The sequence below is a fragment of the Lampropedia puyangensis genome, from assembly GCF_004833285.1.
GTDB classification, from domain to species: domain Bacteria; phylum Pseudomonadota; class Gammaproteobacteria; order Burkholderiales; family Burkholderiaceae_C; genus Lampropedia; species Lampropedia puyangensis.
On the sequence record NZ_STFG01000024.1, the window covers coordinates 15,099 to 33,117 of the forward strand.

General features: G+C 51.7%; 15 protein-coding genes and 2 tRNA genes. 3 read left to right on the top strand and 14 right to left on the bottom strand.

Annotated elements, in window-relative coordinates; all coding sequences use genetic code 11:
* Positions 1-9: 9 nt before the first annotated feature.
* Both E9531_RS15160 and E9531_RS15165 read right to left on the bottom strand, forming a co-directional pair.
* Positions 10-312 (bottom strand): Rdx family protein, encoded by a 303-nt coding sequence (locus E9531_RS15160; RefSeq protein WP_136574614.1) that lies wholly within the window; start codon positions 310-312, stop codon positions 10-12.
* Positions 309-1,229: a 23S rRNA (adenine(2030)-N(6))-methyltransferase RlmJ gene (locus tag E9531_RS15165; RefSeq protein ID WP_136574615.1), complete on the bottom strand. Its 921-nt coding sequence runs from the start codon at positions 1,227-1,229 to the stop codon at positions 309-311. Before E9531_RS15165 ends, E9531_RS15160 begins: the two co-directional genes overlap by 4 nt.
* A 188-nt stretch (positions 1,230-1,417) precedes the next feature.
* On the opposite strand from E9531_RS15165, the gene E9531_RS15170 reads away from it, so the two are divergent.
* Positions 1,418-2,371 (top strand): aldo/keto reductase, encoded by a 954-nt coding sequence (locus tag E9531_RS15170; protein ID WP_136574616.1) that lies wholly within the window; start codon positions 1,418-1,420, stop codon positions 2,369-2,371.
* Between the two features lie 71 nt (positions 2,372-2,442).
* Here the strand turns inward: E9531_RS15170 and greB are convergent, their stop codons facing one another.
* From greB to E9531_RS15205, 7 genes are all read right to left on the bottom strand, one after another.
* Positions 2,443-3,000: a transcription elongation factor GreB gene (gene greB / locus E9531_RS15175; RefSeq protein WP_136574617.1), complete on the bottom strand. Its 558-nt coding sequence runs from the start codon at positions 2,998-3,000 to the stop codon at positions 2,443-2,445.
* Between the two features lie 82 nt (positions 3,001-3,082).
* A tRNA-Arg gene (locus tag E9531_RS15180) sits at positions 3,083-3,160 on the bottom strand.
* A 55-nt stretch (positions 3,161-3,215) separates the two neighbouring features.
* Positions 3,216-3,293 (bottom strand) — tRNA-Arg (locus E9531_RS15185).
* A gap of 146 nt (positions 3,294-3,439) precedes the next feature.
* Positions 3,440-4,108 (bottom strand): 3-isopropylmalate dehydratase small subunit, encoded by a 669-nt coding sequence (gene leuD / locus E9531_RS15190; RefSeq protein ID WP_136574618.1) that lies wholly within the window; start codon positions 4,106-4,108, stop codon positions 3,440-3,442.
* Between the two features lie 191 nt (positions 4,109-4,299).
* Positions 4,300-4,431, bottom strand: a complete 132-nt coding sequence (locus E9531_RS15195) for an entericidin A/B family lipoprotein (RefSeq protein ID WP_136574619.1) — start codon at positions 4,429-4,431, stop codon at positions 4,300-4,302.
* Between the two features lie 137 nt (positions 4,432-4,568).
* On the bottom strand, positions 4,569-6,020 hold the full coding sequence (leuC, locus tag E9531_RS15200) for a 3-isopropylmalate dehydratase large subunit (RefSeq protein ID WP_136574620.1): 1,452 nt from the start codon (positions 6,018-6,020) through the stop codon (positions 4,569-4,571).
* An 85-nt stretch (positions 6,021-6,105) separates the two neighbouring features.
* The gene (locus E9531_RS15205) at positions 6,106-7,137 is read right to left on the bottom strand and encodes a LysR family transcriptional regulator (RefSeq protein ID WP_136574621.1); all 1,032 of its coding nucleotides are present in this window, start codon (positions 7,135-7,137) and stop codon (positions 6,106-6,108) included.
* 338 nt (positions 7,138-7,475) lie between these two features.
* On the opposite strand from E9531_RS15205, the gene E9531_RS15210 reads away from it, so the two are divergent.
* Together E9531_RS15210 and phbB are read left to right on the top strand one after the other, a co-directional pair.
* Positions 7,476-9,287 carry a PHA/PHB synthase family protein gene (locus tag E9531_RS15210; RefSeq protein WP_244610143.1) on the top strand — a complete coding sequence of 604 codons (1,812 nt, stop codon included), beginning with the start codon at positions 7,476-7,478 and terminating at the stop codon, positions 9,285-9,287.
* A gap of 143 nt (positions 9,288-9,430) precedes the next feature.
* Entirely contained in the window at positions 9,431-10,168 is a 738-nt protein-coding gene (gene phbB / locus E9531_RS15215) for an acetoacetyl-CoA reductase (protein ID WP_136574622.1), read from the top strand.
* Between the two features lie 131 nt (positions 10,169-10,299).
* Here phbB and E9531_RS15220 read toward each other — a convergent pair whose 3' ends face one another.
* The 5 genes from E9531_RS15220 to E9531_RS15240 form a co-directional block, all read right to left on the bottom strand.
* Complete coding sequence (locus E9531_RS15220) at positions 10,300-10,956, bottom strand: glutaredoxin family protein (RefSeq protein ID WP_211343458.1); 657 nt, start codon at positions 10,954-10,956, stop codon at positions 10,300-10,302.
* A 235-nt stretch (positions 10,957-11,191) separates the two neighbouring features.
* Entirely contained in the window at positions 11,192-13,246 is a 2,055-nt protein-coding gene (locus E9531_RS15225; protein ID WP_136574624.1) for a M3 family metallopeptidase, read from the bottom strand.
* Between the two features lie 108 nt (positions 13,247-13,354).
* Positions 13,355-14,203: a bifunctional methylenetetrahydrofolate dehydrogenase/methenyltetrahydrofolate cyclohydrolase FolD gene (gene folD / locus E9531_RS15230; RefSeq protein ID WP_136574625.1), complete on the bottom strand. Its 849-nt coding sequence runs from the start codon at positions 14,201-14,203 to the stop codon at positions 13,355-13,357.
* A gap of 233 nt (positions 14,204-14,436) precedes the next feature.
* A complete protein-coding gene (locus E9531_RS15235; RefSeq protein ID WP_136574626.1) occupies positions 14,437-15,072 on the bottom strand; it encodes a response regulator transcription factor in 636 nt (211 codons plus the stop codon).
* A 73-nt stretch (positions 15,073-15,145) separates the two neighbouring features.
* Complete coding sequence (locus E9531_RS15240) at positions 15,146-17,692, bottom strand: PAS domain-containing sensor histidine kinase (RefSeq protein ID WP_136574627.1); 2,547 nt, start codon at positions 17,690-17,692, stop codon at positions 15,146-15,148.
* Between the last annotated feature and the right edge of the window lie 327 nt (positions 17,693-18,019).

Sequence of the window (18,019 nt, forward strand, 5' to 3'; positions counted from 1 at the left end):
ATACGATGCTCAGCTGTTGCGGTCAATGTGGCCAAGGTCACGCGCAGGATCAATGCAGTCGCGCACGCGCTGTTTGAGTGTTTTCACATCAGGAAAACCTCCGTCAGTCGCACGGTCCCAAATCAGGGTTTCATCGCAGTAGATCTGAAAAATGCCTCCCGTGTCAGGAAGCAAGGCCACTTCTTGCACGTCCGTGCCAAACGTGGAGAGCAGCTCTTGCGCCATCCAGCCAGCACGCAGCAGCCATTGGCACAGTGTGCAATAGCGGATAGTGATGCGCGGTTTGGGGGTGCGGCTGGATATGGAGGTCATGGCGCTTCAGCGCTTTCCAAGGTGTGGGCGGCCAAATGGTCTTGTCCCAATGCGCGAACCAATTCGGGCAATGCTTTTTGCAGCTGCTCCCGCAGAATGTACGGTGGATTGATGACGACCATGCCGCTGGCCACCATTCCTGTGCGCTCGACTTTTTCGCCGGGCAACTGCACGCCTGGTTTCCCACCACTCTTGATGGCTAAGGTTGTATGCAACCAACCTCTGCCTGCTTGTCGCGCAATGGCTTTGAGTTTTCTTGGCAGTTCATGGGCCTCAGGCCTTGGAATGACGGGGTACCAGATCAGATACGTTCCGGTGGCAAATTTACGCAGCGCCTCACTAAGCCATTGGCTTACTTGTTGGTAGTCTGTTTTGAGTTCGTAGCTTGGGTCACACAGCACTAAGCCTCGGCGCGATGGAGGTGGCAAGAAGCGTAAACTGCCTTTGAAACTCTCTTCGTGCCAGACGTGAGTGTGGTTCGCATAAGGCCCTTGCTCCATATTGCCTTGCAGTGCGCGCATGTCTGCGGGTTGGAGTTCAAACAAATGCAGTTGATCCTGCGAACGCATGGAGTGCTGCAGCAAGGCTGGCGAGCCGGGGTACACCAGTCGCTTCGTACGGCTGCTTAACTCATCATTGAATTGGCGAACCATGTCCAGATAACGGGCAACAGTGGGGTCTAATGCTTCTTGCGCATTTGTGGCGGTGGCTATCAATTGTTGTATGCCACTTGCGCTTTCGTTGCTGGTTTGCGCAAAATCTCCGTCTAAGCGATAAATGCCATTACCAGCATGGGTATCAATCAGGGTAAGAGCGACGTCCTTTTGCTTAAGGTAGTCGAGGGTGGCAAGGAGTACGGTGTGTTTAAGCACATCGGCGTGGTTTCCTGCGTGGAAGGCGTGTCGGTAACTGAACATATGCAGCGCATTATCTCAAAGATGTGAGTCTTGACGCGGTGTTATTTATCAGCAGTAGGCCCAGGGCCCAGCCTTTCAAACTACGAAAACCGGCGTTTTTAACATCTGGACGCAGACCTCTCGCACACGTTTGCTGTAGGCGTTATAGACTGTGGTTAACATTGCATCAATCAAATAAGGAGGTCTACATGCCTGAAATGCGCGCACTAGGACAAACTGGTATCAATGTTTCACCCCTATGTTTTGGCGGTAATGTTTTTGGATGGACGGTTGATGAAGGCCAGTCGCATCGTTTGTTAGACGCTTTTGTGGATGCTGGATTTAACTTCATTGATACCGCTGATGTGTACTCGCGCTGGGTGCCTGGGCACCAAGGCGGTGAATCAGAAAGCATTTTGGGTCAATGGTTTAAACAATCCGGCAAGAGGGATAAGGTGGTGCTTGCCACCAAAGTCGGTAAACCTATGGGCGAAGGAAAGTCGGGGTTGAAGGCTGCTTATATCCGAGAAGCTGTGGATGCCTCGCTTAAGCGTTTGCAGACAGACTACATTGATTTGTATTACACGCATGAGGATGATCTTGCAACGCCATTGGAAGAAACTTTGGAAGCGCTGAGCGGCTTGATTCAAGCAGGCAAGGTTCGTAGCTTAGGGGCTTCTAACTACAGTGGAGCAAGGCTTGCCCAAGCGGCACGGGTAGCCAAGGGCCTCAATGTCACCGGCTTTCAAGTTCTGCAGCCGGGGTACAACTTGTACGATCGGACAGAATACGAAAAGGAATTGCTCCCTGTGGTGCAAGAACAGGGCTTGGCTGTCGCACCGTTTTATGCGCTGGCTGCAGGCTTTCTAACCGGAAAGTACCGAAGTACTGCCGATGCGGCTAAAAGCGTGCGTGGGGCGAAGGTGGTTGAAACCTATTTGAATGAGCGCGGACAACTGATTCTACAAAAGCTCGATGAGGTGGCTAGCCGTTATGTGGCAACGCCAGGTCAAGTGGCGATCGCCTGGTTGCTGAAACAGCCTGGCATTGTTGCTCCGATTGCAAGTGCAACGACGTCAGAGCAGCTGGATGAACTGCTGTTCGCCGCAAGATTGCGATTGGATAATGATGCGTTGCAAGAGCTGACGATGGTCAGTGCGTGATGCTGTTTGTGGCATAACCTTGAGCTTTGATGCTTGTGCCTGCGGGGTGTGGCTGCATTGCACAGGATTTTTTATTCTGGGGCAGGGTAGCGCACATCCACGACCAAGAGATGTTGCAATCCTGATGGGGTATTTAACGTGACCTCATCATCTATGCGTGCTTTGAGTAGGGCTCGGGCGACAGGCGCTATCCAACTGATGTGCTGATTTAAGCTGTCAGCCTCATCAACACCTACGATGGTGATTGTGTGAAGTGTGCCATCGTCGGTTTCATAGTCTACCGTAGCACCAAAAAATACTTGCTCTTTGCCGTAGTGCACTGATGCATTCACGACTTCGGCAATTTCAAGCCTTTTGGTGAGAAAGCGCACCCGTCGATCGATTTCACGCAACCGTTTTTTTCCATAGAGATAATCGCCATTTTCTGAGCGATCTCCGTTTTTTGCCGCCCAATGCACGGTTTCTACAATTTTTGGGCGTTCTAATTCGAGCAGGGTTTTAAGCTCTTGCTGCAGGCGGAGGTAGCCTGCCGGAGTCAGATAGTTTTTCGTGCCTTGTGGAAGGGCTGGTGGCTGCGAAGTGTCATCTTCTAGCTGTTCACTGTCTTCTTTTACAAATGCTTTATTCATAACAGTGATTGTGCATGACTGCGGCAGTGTATGCGCATTAGGCAAACAAAAAGCCCGCTTGTTAGTACAAGCGGGCTTTAATTGGTGCGGCTGGCAGGATTCGAACCCACGACCCCTTGGTTCGTAGCCAAGTACTCTAATCCAACTGAGCTACAGCCGCAAAAAGCAAAGAACCATCAAAAAAACTTGCTGCGATGAGCAAGTTTTGTTTTAGTTGGTGCGGCTGGCAGGATTCGAACCCACGACCCCTTGGTTCGTAGCCAAGTACTCTAATCCAACTGAGCTACAGCCGCTGAAAGATGAAATTCTAGCACAGAAAAAACCAACGATTAGCGAATTTGGCGCAATTGCAAATTTGATTGCGCATTCTTTTTTGGGGGAAGACTGCTACTAAAGGAGGTTCATCCTATGTCAGGAATTAGATGGTTACGGTTGGCTATTATTGCGGAGCCTGTTCAACCGCCATGGTGTGTGCCAGCCAAGGTTTGCTCGCCAAGCGAGAGGCTTCAAAGGCTTTGATTTTGTCCGAATGGCGTAAGGTCAGACCAATGTCATCGAATCCATTAATCAGACAGTACTTGCGAAATGGAATTACGTCAAAAGGCAATTCTTCTCCGCCAGGGCGGATGATGACTTGGCGCTCCAGATCGATGGTTAATTCGTAGCCGGGAAAGGCGTAGACTTCATTGAAGAGGGCGTCGACCACACTTTCAGGCTGGACAATGGGCAGTAAGCCGTTTTTGAAGCTGTTATTGAAAAAAATGTCCGCGTAACTGGGGGCGATGATGGCGCGAAAGCCATATTGATCCAATGCCCAAGGAGCATGTTCGCGTGAGGAGCCGCAACCAAAATTTTGCCGAGTCAACAGCACGGACGCATTTTTATAACGCGGTTGGTTTAAGACAAAATCTGGATTGGGGTTGCGCTGTGATTCTGGCACACCGGGCTGACCTGGTTGGTCAAGATAGCGCCACTCATCAAACAGATTGGGACCAAATCCTGTGCGTTTAATGGATTTGAGAAATTGCTTGGGGATGATGGCGTCAGTGTCGACGTTTTCCCGATCAAGCGGGGCAACAAGGCCTTTATGTACAGTGAACTTTTGCATGGGGAGAGGGACTGGCCGTTCGAGAGACAAATTACCCCCACTGAAGTGGACGTATTCGATGACTTCTCGTGATTTATAGATGTTGCGGTGTTGCTGCGCGATGAATCATTGCAAAAAAGCACATCCAGTTTGCCAAGAGGCGTTCATTGTCAGACTGGATGTACTGGCGCAATAAGCGTCAAGTAGACTGCTTATTTAGCGGCTTTTTCAATTGCCTTGCCACCTTGTTGAACGTCTTGACCAACGCCCTGAACGGTATTGCAGCCAGCCAGAGATGCGATGGAAATGAAGGATGCGAGAACGATGGAAACGACTTTTTTCATCAAAAACTCCCTTTTGAAAGTGACATAAAAATCTGAGTAAAGCACCAAAATGGAGCGAAATGTATATGCAGATCCGTCCTTTTTGGTATGTATGAATTGCTTCACTCATTGAGTGCAAACATACACGGTTTTGTACGTTATGAAAAGCGGCGAATGTCTACAAAATGGCCGTGAATAGCGGCTGCGGCGGCCATTGCTGGGCTGACTAAGTGTGTGCGTCCACCGGCGCCTTGACGACCTTCAAAATTGCGGTTGCTGGTTGATGCGCAACGTTCTCCAGGATCGAGTCGATCTGCATTCATGGCCAGGCACATAGAGCAGCCTGGTTCACGCCATTCGAAACCGGCGGCGGTAAAGATTTTGTCCAGACCTTCACGCTCAGCTTGCTCGCGCACCAAACCAGAGCCAGGGACAACCATGGCTAGTTTGACGTTTTTGGCTACTTTTTGTCCTAAACGCTTGACCACCGCCGCAGCCTCACGCATGTCTTCAATGCGGCTATTGGTGCATGAACCAATGAAGATTTTATCGACATGAATATCTGACAATGGCTTTCCGGGCTCGAGATTCATGTAGGTCAGGGCTCGTTCCATGGCGTTGCGCTTGACGGCATCTTTTTCTTTATCAGGATCTGGTACGCGAGCGTCAACGCCGAGCACCATTTCGGGTGAAGTGCCCCAAGTGACCTGCGGGACGATATCTTTGGCGTGGAGTTCAATGACTTTGTCGAATACTGCATCGGGGTCGGAATGCAGTGTGCGCCAGTACGCGACAGCTTGATCCCATTCAAGGCCGCCGACAAATTGACTTGTTTTTTCATCGTAACCGGGAGCCAGTGGGCGGCCTTTGAGGTATTCGATGGTTTTGTCATCTACTGCCACCATTCCTGCGCGGGCGCCTGCTTCAATGGCCATGTTGCAAACGGTCATACGGCCTTCGACAGAGAGGGCGCGGATTGCTGAGCCGCCAAATTCAATGGTGTAACCGGTGCCCCCTGCCGTTCCAATTTTGCCAATGATGGCTAACACGATATCTTTAGCGGTGATGCCTGGTGCAACATCACCTTCGACTTTGATCAACATGTTTTTGGCTTTTTTAGCCAGCAAAGTTTGCGTGGCCATAACGTGTTCGACTTCACTGGTGCCAATCCCATGCGCCAGTGCTCCGAAAGCGCCATGCGTTGAGGTATGGCTATCGCCACACACCACAGTCATGCCGGGCAGGGTGGCTCCGTTTTCAGGCCCGATGACGTGAACAATGCCTTGACGTTGACTCATGAATGGGAAAAAAGCGGCCGCACCGAATTCATTGATGTTGTGGTTAAGGGTAACGATTTGCTCTTTGCTGATGGGGTCGTCGATGCCGTCATAACCACGCTCCCAGCCTGTGGTTGGGGTGTTGTGGTCGGCGGTGGCGACGATAGAGCTGACGCGCCAGACGCTACGACCGGCTTCGCGCAAACCTTCAAATGCCTGTGGGCTAGTGACTTCATGAACCAGATGGCGATCAATATAGAGAACGGCGGTGCCATCTTCTTCCGTATGCACAACGTGTTCGTCAAAGACTTTGTCGTAGAGAGTTTTGCTCATGGGGTACTCGTTTTGCTGTTTCTGAAAATAACTGGGGTGGCTCATACGCATGCATCAAGGCTGTTTGCGCGATGCCTGTATTGGGTTATTGTAGGTGCCCGCCCAATGGTGAGGATGGGATAGGCCAACTCGAATGGGCTGCATTTTTGTTGCGCAGGCGTGTTTGATGTTGTGCCTGCTCTTCTAGGTGTGAGACCAATAGCTGCGTGGCAGCAGGCAGCGAGGTGAAATCGCGCGCAATCATCCAAGATTGGCGCCATGACCAGGGATCGCTCAGTGGAATGGCGGCCAAGTTGCCTAAGGGTTGCATCAGTGCAAATGCACGATCAGGCATTACGCCAATGCCTAAGCCATTGTCAATCATGCGGCACATGGTATCGAGTCCAGTAACTTGAATGCGCTGGCGTAACCCTTTGCCTGTTGCCGCCGCAGCTTGGCGCATCAGTAAGCCAATGCTGCTTTGGCGATTGAGGCCGACGAGATCAAAATCCAGCACTTCAGCGAATGCGATTTCAGGTGCATGACTGTTCGCAGTCGTTTGTTCTGAGAATGTCTTGTTTAAAGGATGTTTTGTGGGCATGACGACCATGAGGCGATCTCGATGGTACGGGCGCGATTGCAAGCCAGTGGGCGCAGCACCAGGCGTATAGCAAATACCCAACTCGACTGCCCCTTCCTGAACTGCTTGCAAGGTTTCATAGCTCATTCGCTCTTGCAAATCAATTTTGATAGCCGGTTGTTGCTGTGCAAACAGACCTAAATCTTCTGGAAGAAATTGCACAATCGCAGACAGATTGGCATGTACACGAACATGTCCGCGCACACCTTCTGCATACTCTTGCAAATCGCTGTGCAGGCGACCGACATCATGAAGAATGCTGCGTGCATGTTGCAAGAAGCTTTCTCCGGCTGGTGTGGGTTTGACGCCTCGGCTGTGGCGCTCTAAGAGCACAACACCAACCTCGCCCTCAAGATCTGAGAGGCGCTTACTTACTGCGGAGGGCGCAATGAATTCGCGCTCTGCTGCTTGTGCAATGCTTCCAGTTTCGCACACGGCAATAAACAGCTCCAGAGTGGTGAGGCTGAGATGGCGAGATAAGCGATAGTTTTCTGACATGAAGACGTGCTCGTGGGAAAAGGGGTCGTCTAATGCGATATCTGAATATTTTGCCTTCTATTTTATTGCTTGTGTTTCGTGAAATGCGATGGCTGATGTGTTGTATAGCGATTGAATTGGCTTTCTTCTATGTTGTGCCTGCATGCCGTTTGAATCCGGTTTGCGCCTGCGTTTAAGAAGCAACAGAGAATTTCGAGTCTATACGTAGAGGTTGTTGCTGATTGAGTGGCATACTGTTTGCATAGCATTTGCTGTGGCGCGCACAAGAGGGGCATGCATGCCATGGCTTTAGCGAACCGGGACACTGCCCAGAGCATTTTGATGAGGAGACATCACCTATGAGCAGCAAGAAAAGTGACAACACTGGCCCGCGTACGGATTACTGGCAGCAATTCCATGGGATTCAGCAGGCTGCACTGCAACAATGGATGCAACTGCTGGCGAACGTGAAGCCGCCAATAATGGCGAACCAACACGACGCGGAAGGCCACTCTGCAGTGAACAATGCCAATCCATTTGCATTTTTTACTCAGGCTGCTCAGCAGTTAGGAATAAACACATCTACGGTGAATTTTTCGATTCCACCGTCTGCATTGCAGCAACTGCAGCAAGAATACATGGAGCAGATTGCGCACTTGATGAAGCGTGAATCTAAAGATTTGGCTGATGTGTTGCGCTCTGATCGCCGTTTTTCTAGTGACAACTGGCTGCAAAGCGCCCCTGCCGCAACTACAGCTGCGCTCTACCAGATTAATGCCAGTGCTTTGCAAAAAATGGTAGAGATTACACAGACCGATGAGAAAACGCGAGCACGATTACAGTTCTCTGTAGACCAATGGTTGGCCGCTGCGGCACCAACCAACTTCCTCGCTCTGAACCCCGATGTGCAAGCTAAGGCGATTGCCTCCAAAGGCGAAAGCATCTCCAAAGGCTTGCTTAATATGTGGCAAGACGTTCAGCGTGGCCATATCTCGATGACTGATGAGGCGCAGTTTGAGGTTGGCAAGAATCTGGCCCTGACTCCAGGTTCTGTCGTTTTTGAGAATGCGTTTTTTCAGCTGATTGAGTACGCGCCTGTCACCGAAAAAGTGTATGAGAGACCACTTTTGTTGGTGCCGCCTTGTATTAATAAATACTACATTCTGGATTTGCAGCCGGGTAATTCATTGATTGAATATGCGGTTGCACAAGGGCATCGCACCTTTGTAGTGAGTTGGCGCAATCCTGATGCGTTGATGGATACGGCCACTTGGGACGACTATATTGAGCACGGCGCCATTCGTGCCATTGAAGCCGTGCAAGACATTTGCGCTGCTCCGACTGTCAATGCACTGGGCTTTTGCGTGGGAGGCACGATTCTTTCTACTGCAATGGCTGTTTGGGCTGCTCGTGGGCAACAACCTGTTGCAAGTGCCACGCTATTGACGACATTCGTAGATTTTTCCGATACCGGTGTTTTGGATATCTTCATTGATGAAAATGTCGTCAGATTTCGAGAAATGCAGATGGGAGAGAAGGGACTGATGAAAGGTCAGGATCTGGCCGCTACGTTCAGTTTTTTGCGCCCTAACGAATTGGTATGGAACTATGTGGTTGGCAACTACCTGAAGGGTGAAACGCCACCGCCGTTTGACTTGCTGTACTGGAACAGCGATGGAACAAACCTTCCAGGCCCGTTTTATGCGTGGTATTTGCGCAATACCTATCTGGAAAACAATTTGGTGCAACCCGGCAAGGTTCAGGTCTGCGGTGAGCCCGTCGACTTTACTAAAGTGAAGGCTTCTTTTTATATTTACGGCTCACGCGAAGACCATATCGTGCCCATTCGCGGAGCTTATGCCAGCACACAGGTATTTTCTGGCGACAAGCGTTTTGTCATGGGCGCATCAGGCCATATTGCTGGCGTCATTAACCCGCCAGCCAGAGGTAAACGCCATTATTGGGTTGCACCAGATGCAGCATATCCTACCCAGTGGAATGCATGGCTGGAGCATGCTGAGCAAATGCCAGGCAGTTGGTGGCCCGATTGGGCTAAGTGGCTGCATGATCGTGCAGGCAAGCAAATTGCTGCCCCAAAGAAAGCGGGCAAAGGCACCCAGTACCGTGTTTTGGAGCCGGCGCCTGGCACTTACGTTAAACAACGGGCGTGAACCGATTTGTGCCAATCAGTGTGCTTGGCGTTAACCCTTTAAGGATTTTCCCTTTTGCCCCATGCGGGAAGGGTTTATGCGCTGGGGAAAGTGGCCGTGCTTAGATAGATTACAACTGTTTGTATTAATAAGGAGATCACAACATGAGTCAGAAAGTCGCCTACGTCACTGGGGGAATGGGGGGAATTGGAACCGCCATTTGCCAGCGTTTGCATCAAGAGGGGTTTAAAGTGATTGCAGGCTGTGGTCCTAAGCGGGACTTCCAAACATGGCTCAACGAGCAAAAAGCGTTAGGCTTTGAGTTCCATGCTTCTGTGGGGAATGTCGCCCATTGGGATTCGACCGTGGAGGCTTTCAACAAGGCCAAAGCAGAGCATGGCACGATTGACGTGCTAGTGAACAATGCGGGCATTACGCGAGACAAGATGTTTATCAAAATGACGCCGGAAGACTGGGGGGCAGTGATTGAGACTAACCTCAACTCCATGTTCAATGTCACCAAACAGGTCGTTGGAGATATGGTGGAGAAAGGCTGGGGGCGCATTATCAACATCAGCTCAGTCAATGGTGCCAAAGGGCAGGCGGGGCAGACCAACTATTCAGCGGCTAAAGCTGGTATGCATGGCTTTACCATGGCGTTGGCGCAAGAACTGGCGAGCAAAGGCGTGACGGTCAATACAGTCAGTCCTGGCTATATTGGGACTGACATGGTCAAGGCCATTCGCGAAGATGTGCTGGAAAAAATTGTGGGCACGATCCCAGTCAAGCGCTTGGGTGATCCCAGCGAAATTGCTTCTATCATCGCGTGGCTAGCCTCCAATGAGGGCGGGTACTCCACCGGTGCAGATTTCCCCGTCAATGGCGGCTTGCATATGCATTGAGACCGTTATTGCCTAGTGCATGGCTGGAACCCTCTCATGCCGCTCACCAGCAGAAGGTGCGCGGCATTTTTTGTGGTGAAGCGTTTGGCTGCCTTGGCACTCGCAACGATGCGTTGCGTTCGATGGTCGCTTTAGAAACGAAAACCTGTGCTGCTGTTATTGTCTTCTGCAGGTGCTATCGGTGTGGCAGACGACGAATCGCTGTTTTCGGTGGCGATTCCGTCGCTGGTGCTTTGTTCCGACGTTTGCGCTAAATGGCGCGCCGGCTGTTGGCGGTATTGAGCAGGAAGTGCAGAGATTTCAGGGTAGCCGGCAGCGCTCAGGTATTGCGCCCACTGTTGCGAGTCAAAGCCTTTAAGAGCTTGCGCACCAATAGTGAGATGGGGGGGAGATTTGATACCAAGTCCTTGGGCTGCGAGTTGATCTTGCGCCGTGCTGATGTTGATTTCTTGGTAAGGAATGCCGCGCTCATTGAGCAGATTGCGACCCAACGTACATGGTGCGCAATCAGGCGCGACGTATATTTTGACGGGATAACGCGCGCTGGCTTGCTGTAATGCAGGTGGCAACATCGAATGGCTTGGCGCAACAGGGATGGTCGAAACACGCTGGCTGTTCGAGCCAGCTGATTGGTCGGAGTAAACGGTGGTTCCGTTGGGCGATTGACCGCGAAACACCTCTTGTGCATAGGTGGCAGGGGGGTGTGCTGCGGAAAGCCACACAGCGATTACTGCAGTGAGTAGCGATGGGTGCGCTATGGCGCGAGGATTTTTTTGCATTGCTGGCATGCCACTGCCCCTCATGGTGTGAAGTACGAAATTCGTGAGCACGAACAATATAGCGCAGCCTGTTTGTGCATCAAACCGTTTTTAATTATCAGTGATGGCAAAGCCCCTGCTCAGTGGGGTGCTTGTCTGTTCAGTTTTTTTACAGATGAGTTGGCCGGCACAGTCGAGAACACCCGACCATGCCAGCAGATTTCAATGTGCTCAAACAATGTGAAATACTGTGCGACGCATTGAATCAGGCTTGCACCAACGCAGTTTCGCTCATTCCTTGGTGCCGCAATAGTGCATCGAGTTGAGGCTCGCGTCCCCGGAAGGCTCTGAATGACTCCATCGCTGGGCGGCTGCCGCCTGCTTCCAGAATGTTGTGCAAGTAGCGCAGGCCTGTAGCTGGGTTGGGCTCACCTGGGGCGGTGGCTTCCTCTTCAAATGCGGCGTATGCATCAGCGCTGAGCACTTCTGCCCATTTATAGCTGTAGTAACCGGCGGCATAGCCTCCCGCAAAAATGTGCGAGAAGGCATGTGGTGTGCGGCTGTATGGCGCAGCAGGCAATACACTGACTTCAGCGCGGACCTGCTTGAGCAACTCCAGCACTTGTGGTTCGCTGGCGCGGTGCAGCAACATATCAAATAACGCGAATTCGACCTGACGCAAGGTTTGCATGCCACTTTGGTAATTTTTGGCGGCAATCATCTTGTCATACAGTGCGCGTGGCAACGGTTCGCCAGTTTTGACGTGCGCAGTCATGTTTTGCAGGACGGGCCATTCCCAGCAGAAATTTTCCATAAACTGGCTGGGCAACTCGACAGCATCCCATTCCACGCCGCTAATGCCCGATACATCACGCTCGTTGACCTGGGTGAGCATGTGGTGCAAACCATGGCCAAATTCATGGAAGAGGGTGATGACATCATCATGCGTTAGTAATGCAGGCTGCCCATCCGTGCCTGATGAGAAATTGCATACCAAATAGGCCACGGGTGTTTGCAGTTCGCCTGTGTCAGGGCGCAACCAACGGCCACGCATGTCATCCATCCATGCGCCGCCACGCTTGCCTGATCGCGCAGGTTGATCCAGATAGAACTGGCCAATCAATTGACCATCGCGCTCAATCCGGTAGAACTCCACTGCGGGGTGCCAGACGGCAGCCAACTCCGGTTTGATTACAACATTGAAAAGCTTTTGAATGATGGCAAACAAACCATCAACAACCTTAGGCGCTGAGAAGTATTGACGTAGCTCTTGGTCGCTGAAGCTGTAACGCGCTTCTTTGAATTTTTCAGAGATATACGTCCAGTCCCAAGGTTGCGGGTCGTCCAGCTGCAGTTGTTCTTTTGCGAAAAGCCTCAGATCATGCGCATCTTGCTCGCCAAATGGACGTGCGCGTTGAGCCAGATCGCGCAGGAAGTCAACCACTTGAGTTGAAGTGTCGGCCATTTTGGGTGCGAGGGAGAGTTCCGCATAGTTGTCGTAGCCGAGCAGTTTGGCTTCCTCGGCACGCAATTGCAAAATGGCCTCAATGATCTGGGTGTTGTCGAGGTGTTTTTGCTCTGCTGGTGCTAAGTCCGAGGCGCGAATGGCATTCGCATGGAATAGGCGCTCGCGCAAGGCGCGGTTTTCTGCGTATTGCAACACAGGCAAGTACACGGGCATTTTGAGTGATAGCTTGTATTGTCCTGGCTTGCCGTCTTCCTCTGCCGCTTCAGCTGTTGCTTCAAGTACATCTTCCGGCAAACCTTGCACCTCATCGGCAGATGCGAAATAGGCGTACGCATCGGTCGCATCGAGTACGTTTTCGCTGAATTTTTGCTGCAATGCAGCCAGGCGCTCCTGAATCTCTGCAAAACGTGTGCGGTCGGCGCCTTGCAACTCCGCACCAGAAAGCACAAAGCCACGCAGTGACAAATCCAATGCGCGGCGCTGTTCGGCGTTCAGGGATGCAGGATCGAGTTGTTTGTACTTGGCATATAAGCCTTCGTTGGCACCAAGGCGAGTCCAGAAATCAGTGACGATGGGCAACGCCTCGTTGTAAGCCGCACGCAGCTCTGGCGTGTCTGCAACACCATTGAGGTGGTTGATGGTGCCCCATGCTTTCGAGAGGCGTTCGGTGGCAACATCCAATACCTTGGCCAGTTCATTCCAGTCGACAGGAAAATCTGCAGCCGTGACCGTATCAAGTGCTGCATCTGCCTGCTCAATCAAGGTTTGAATTGCAGGCAAGACATGCTCTGGCTGGATGCGATCAAACGCGGGCAAGTCAGTGATAGAGAGCAGGGGATTTTGGGATGACACGGTAAACCTCAGATTCAATAATGGCTACGTACTGACATTAGATAAAGCCAAAGCCATGGCTTTCAAGCGGCCTGCTGCAGAGCAAGACCGCATTCATGCGGCAATTGTTTAAGCGCGCTTGGCTGACTCGATTGTGTTGGCCAGTAGCATCGTGATGGTCATAGGGCCAACGCCACCTGGAACAGGCGTAATCCAGGATGCCACCTCTTTGACGCCGTCAAAGTCCACATCTCCGCAAAGCTTGCCTTCGGCGTTGCGATTCATTCCCACGTCAAGTACCACTGCACCTGGTTTCACCATGTCGGCGGTGATCAGATTGACTTTTCCTACGGCAGCCACGATGACATCGGCTTGGCGGGTCATGGCGGCCAAGTCTGGCGTGGCGCTATGGCAGATGGTGACGGTGGCGCTGCGCCCCAGCAGCATCATGGCCATAGGCTTACCCACAATATTGCTGCGTCCAACCACAACAGCATGCTTGCCGCGCAATTCATAGCCAATGTCATCCAGCATTTTTAAACAGCCGTGGGGGGTGCAGGGCCAGAAGCCGTGCGGCAAGCCTGTCATCAAGGCGCCTGCACTGGAAATATGGAAGCCGTCAACGTCTTTCTCTGGGGCAATGGCTTCAATGACTGTGTCGGCATCAATGTGTTTGGGCAGCGGCAATTGCACCAAAATACCATGGATGTTTGGGTCTTTGTTGAGCGCGTCAATGTGGGCCAGCAATTGCACTTGTGTTGTTTCTGCCTCGAGCTTTTGTAAAACGGAATGGATTCCGGTGTCTTCGCACGCCTTGATTTTGTTGCGAACATAGACTTGGGAGGCAGGGTCCTCTCCTACCAGTACCACGGCTAAACCGGGACGTTTGCCTTGTGCGGTTAAGGTTGCAACTTCTTCTTTGAAGCTGGCGCGGAGTTTTTTAGAGAGGGCGAGGCCATCAATGATTTGAGCTGTCATGGAGATAAAGCGTAGGGGTCAATGCATTTAAAAGGAGTCACCTGCAGGCAAACGCGCAATAGCAGCGGGTTGCCGCGCCAAGTGAAAAGCGGCCAAATGGCCGCTTGTACGAATTTTTGGGTGTGTGCCGCGTGCTTCGTGCAGATGTATTGTGCCGCACACCTGAATGACGTGCACGCATGTACCTACATCAAGTGGGTGGCATGCCCCCTGTGGTAACTGGCATAGAGCCATTAGCTGGTTTTGGCTGCAGCTTGGCTGTTGCCTAAGGCGACTTTGAGCAAATCGGCAACGGTGTTGGCTCCCAATTTTTCCATGATGTTGGCGCGATGGGCTTCAACTGTTTTGATGCTGATATTGAGATCATCAGCGATTTGCTTGTTCAGTCGGCCAGCCACAATGCGTTCAAGCACTTGTGACTCTCTTGCAGTCAATTTAGCGAGCAGCGCATCTCGGGTGGCAGCTTGTTGCTGGTCAGAGAAATTGCTCTGCGCTTGTTCCAGCATACGGGCGACTAAAGAGGTAATGGCCTCTTCATCAAACGGTTTTTGAATGAAGTCGATCGCGCCTTTTTTCATCGTATCCACAGCCATAGGTACATCGCCGTGGCCTGTGATGATGGCAATAGGTAGCGCCGAGTTGCGTGCAACCAGCTTTTCTTGAAGTTCCAGCCCAGACATGCCATTCATGCGGATATCTGTAATCAGGCAGGCGACTTCGCGGGCGTCGTAGTGGCTCAGAAAGGCTTCGGCACTGTCAAAACAGCGTACATGAAAATCACGCCCTTCCAATAGCCATTGCAGTGAATCGCGAATCGCCTCATCGTCATCTACGATGTATACGGTGCCTTTTTTGTTGCCAATGCTCATAAGTCTCTCTAGAAGGTTATTAGTCAAGAAGCCTGCATCAAGGCAGTGCCACGATAGGAGAAAGAGGATGCCTCTAACCCAAAATCGGTTCTGGCAGGGTTTCTGTTGGATCTGCTTTTGCCGAAGAGGCCGGCAGCCAGAACGAGAACTCACAGCCTGTTACCAAGTCCCCATTGTAGAGGTTGCGAACTTGCATTTTCCCTTGATGCGACTCGACAATGCTGCGGCATAGATTCAAGCCAATGCCCATGCCGTCTTTTTTGGTTGAGTAAAAGGCATCGAAAAGCTGTTTGAGCGCGTCTTCCGGCAGTCCTGGACCTTGGTCTGTGATGGTGAAAAGAACACCACCTTGGTCTTTGCGCACATCCAGATCGATGCCGCGTTGCCCCATGGGGCGATTGGCGCTGTTGATGGCTTCTGCTGCATTTTTGAGCAAATTAATTAGCACCTGTTCAATCAAAATGGCATCGACTTCAAGCTCAGGCAAATGGGGCGCTAGATGCAGGCTCAAGCGGGCATTGTGCTTGCGAATTTCTATATTGGCCAACTCTACCGCTTCTGCTACAAGGCGCTGCGGCGTACAGATTTCCTGGTTGGAGGCACTGCGTTTGACAAACGATCGAATGCGGTGAATCACTTGCCCTGCACGTATGGCCTGGTGCGCCGTTTTCTCCAGTGGAGGCAGCAATTGTTCGCCAGTGATGGTGCCGGCTTTGAGGCGTGAAATCATCCCGTTGGTGTAATTGCTGATAGCAGCCAGCGGCTGGTTGAGTTCATGCGCAACACTGGAGGCCATTTCCCCCATGGTCATCAGCCTGCTGACGGTTTCCATTTTTTCAACCTGCCTAGCTGCTTGGTCTTCTGCTTGCTTGCGCTTGGTGATATCGGTGGCAATCAGCATTTGCGCCAAGCGTCCATCTACCCAGTCCAGATAACGAGAGCGCACTTCCAGCCATTTACCCAGTGACTCCACGAAAATTTCTGCGCGTTCAGCATTGGCTGCAGTAATCACATCGGTGGGCAGTCCCATCAACGCATCTTCTTCGTTGGTGTTGTCGTCTGACTCCTGGCTGTTGCTGGCACCTGCCTGGGCCAGCATTTGCAAATGCCCTTGGCTTTGCGAACCAAACCACTGGCGGTACAGGCGATTGGCGAATACAAGCTCATTGCTGCCTAGAGGTGCCACGGTGATGGAGGCATCCAATGATTCAAGCACCAGCGTAAAGCGGTCATGCGCAGCTGCCAATTGCTGGCGTATGCGATTGGGCTCTGTGATGTCATTGATCGTTGTTAGCCAGCCTGTTTGTGCGCCGCGTTCATTCATCAGTGGTGATAAGAAGATGCGGGCATCGAATGTGGTGCCATTTTTGCGGCGCATACGCAATTGCAGGCCGCCAGGGTAATGGTTACCTGCAAGCTCTGCTTGAAAGCGTTCGCTAAGTATTTCGCGGTCTTTGCGCGGCCAGTAAGGGAAGGGCGCTTTCATGCCCACCATTTCGGCCTGGCTCCAGCCAACCATGCGACTGAATGCTGCGTTGGTGTATGTGGTGGTGCCTTGCAAGTCAAGCACACGAATGCCCGTGGTCAGCGAGTTTTCAATAGCCAAACGAAAGCTCGATTCTTCTTCCAGGCGCCTTTGCGCATGCAGGCGTCTTCGGCTCAAGCGCCAGTTCATCAACAGCATGCCTGCCGTGGTGAGCCCCAAGACAACCAGCAAAATCATGATGGCACGGCGCGTAATACTGCGGTCAGACCGGTAAACGGCCGTGCTCAGTTGCAAATGATCTCCAAGAACCCCAATGGGCAAGACCAGATGCGATGGCGCAATCACACCGGCGATATCTTTTGAAAAGGAGTTGTCTGTGCTGATGCGCTCCAGTGCTGAAGATCCAGCCACCAACGCGCCTGATTGATTGATCAGCGCCACGGCCAAATTCGGATCTGTGTTTTGGCTCAATGCTTCATTGAGTAGCATTTGCGGCGCGTATTCAGCAATAACGGTGCCCAAGTACACACCATTGACGCGAATGGGAATGAAGAGCCGCAGCACAGGCGGCTCGCTTTCGATACTGCCGTTCACTGCTGTATTGCTGCTTTGGCCAGTCACTGCCCAATGCCCTTGAGGCATGTCTTTGAGGGTGACGTCTTCCCATATTTGCCCCACTATTCTGCGCAAGCGACTGGGAAGCATGGCCGATTGGTGGGTGCTGATGACACGCTGGTGCGTATCAAACCAAGTTAGCGCGTACAGGGATAAATCTTGCGTCATCAATGCCCTGGCGCCTTGATCGAACCCTACGCCAGATGCGGGTGTCACCATGTCATAGACCAAGCGCTGCACTTCTTCCTGCTTTTTGAAGAGCTGTTCATTCAAGCGCAATGCCAGAAACTGGCTTTGCTGGTGCAGCATTTGTTCTTCACGTGCCTTTTCTTCTGTGCGCAAAAACAGGTATGCCCCCAGCAAAATCACGATAAACAGGGCCACTGTCATCAATGGAATGACATAACTCAAACGTTCTTGTGTCCGTTGAGACAAACTTGACCACTTGCGCCATAAGGCCATACGAGCGCGCGTGCGCTGGCGATTTGGGGACGAGGGGATGGGCGTGCTTTGTGTCATGTAGATCTGTTGTTGCAGCAGTCGTTGTCTCAGTAGTGCCTTGCCAATGTAGTTACTGTTTGGTGCACGAAGTGATTGTGAAGGCTCCGCGTAATCTCTGCTGTCATTTCGTGAACGTTAGCCGCTTAAATAACAGCACTTGAAATTTAAATTTCATATTATAAAAATAGAAATCTTAATTTGAAAAAATGTCATTCTCGTGCGACACTCCGCATGTTCCAGTAAAGCGTCAAGTTGATGTCAAAACCACAGGCTACAGTTGCTGAGGTCGTTTTGTGGTGCCCGATAGCTAGGCAGATGCGTATTCCTTTGTGGGGATTTCCTCTG

Coding starts and splice junctions, on each gene's coding strand:
- E9531_RS15160 (WP_136574614.1), bottom strand. CDS start 312: ATGACCTCCATATCCAGCCGCACCCCCAAACCGCGCATCACTATCCGC.
- E9531_RS15165 (WP_136574615.1), bottom strand. CDS start 1,229: ATGTTCAGTTACCGACACGCCTTCCACGCAGGAAACCACGCCGATGTG.
- E9531_RS15170 (WP_136574616.1), top strand. CDS start 1,418: ATGCCTGAAATGCGCGCACTAGGACAAACTGGTATCAATGTTTCACCC.
- greB (WP_136574617.1), bottom strand. CDS start 3,000: ATGAATAAAGCATTTGTAAAAGAAGACAGTGAACAGCTAGAAGATGAC.
- leuD (WP_136574618.1), bottom strand. CDS start 4,108: ATGCAAAAGTTCACTGTACATAAAGGCCTTGTTGCCCCGCTTGATCGG.
- E9531_RS15195 (WP_136574619.1), bottom strand. CDS start 4,431: ATGAAAAAAGTCGTTTCCATCGTTCTCGCATCCTTCATTTCCATCGCA.
- leuC (WP_136574620.1), bottom strand. CDS start 6,020: ATGAGCAAAACTCTCTACGACAAAGTCTTTGACGAACACGTTGTGCAT.
- E9531_RS15205 (WP_136574621.1), bottom strand. CDS start 7,137: ATGTCAGAAAACTATCGCTTATCTCGCCATCTCAGCCTCACCACTCTG.
- E9531_RS15210 (WP_244610143.1), top strand. CDS start 7,476: ATGAGCAGCAAGAAAAGTGACAACACTGGCCCGCGTACGGATTACTGG.
- phbB (WP_136574622.1), top strand. CDS start 9,431: ATGAGTCAGAAAGTCGCCTACGTCACTGGGGGAATGGGGGGAATTGGA.
- E9531_RS15220 (WP_211343458.1), bottom strand. CDS start 10,956: ATGCCAGCAATGCAAAAAAATCCTCGCGCCATAGCGCACCCATCGCTA.
- folD (WP_136574625.1), bottom strand. CDS start 14,203: ATGACAGCTCAAATCATTGATGGCCTCGCCCTCTCTAAAAAACTCCGC.
- E9531_RS15235 (WP_136574626.1), bottom strand. CDS start 15,072: ATGAGCATTGGCAACAAAAAAGGCACCGTATACATCGTAGATGACGAT.
- E9531_RS15240 (WP_136574627.1), bottom strand. CDS start 17,692: ATGACACAAAGCACGCCCATCCCCTCGTCCCCAAATCGCCAGCGCACG.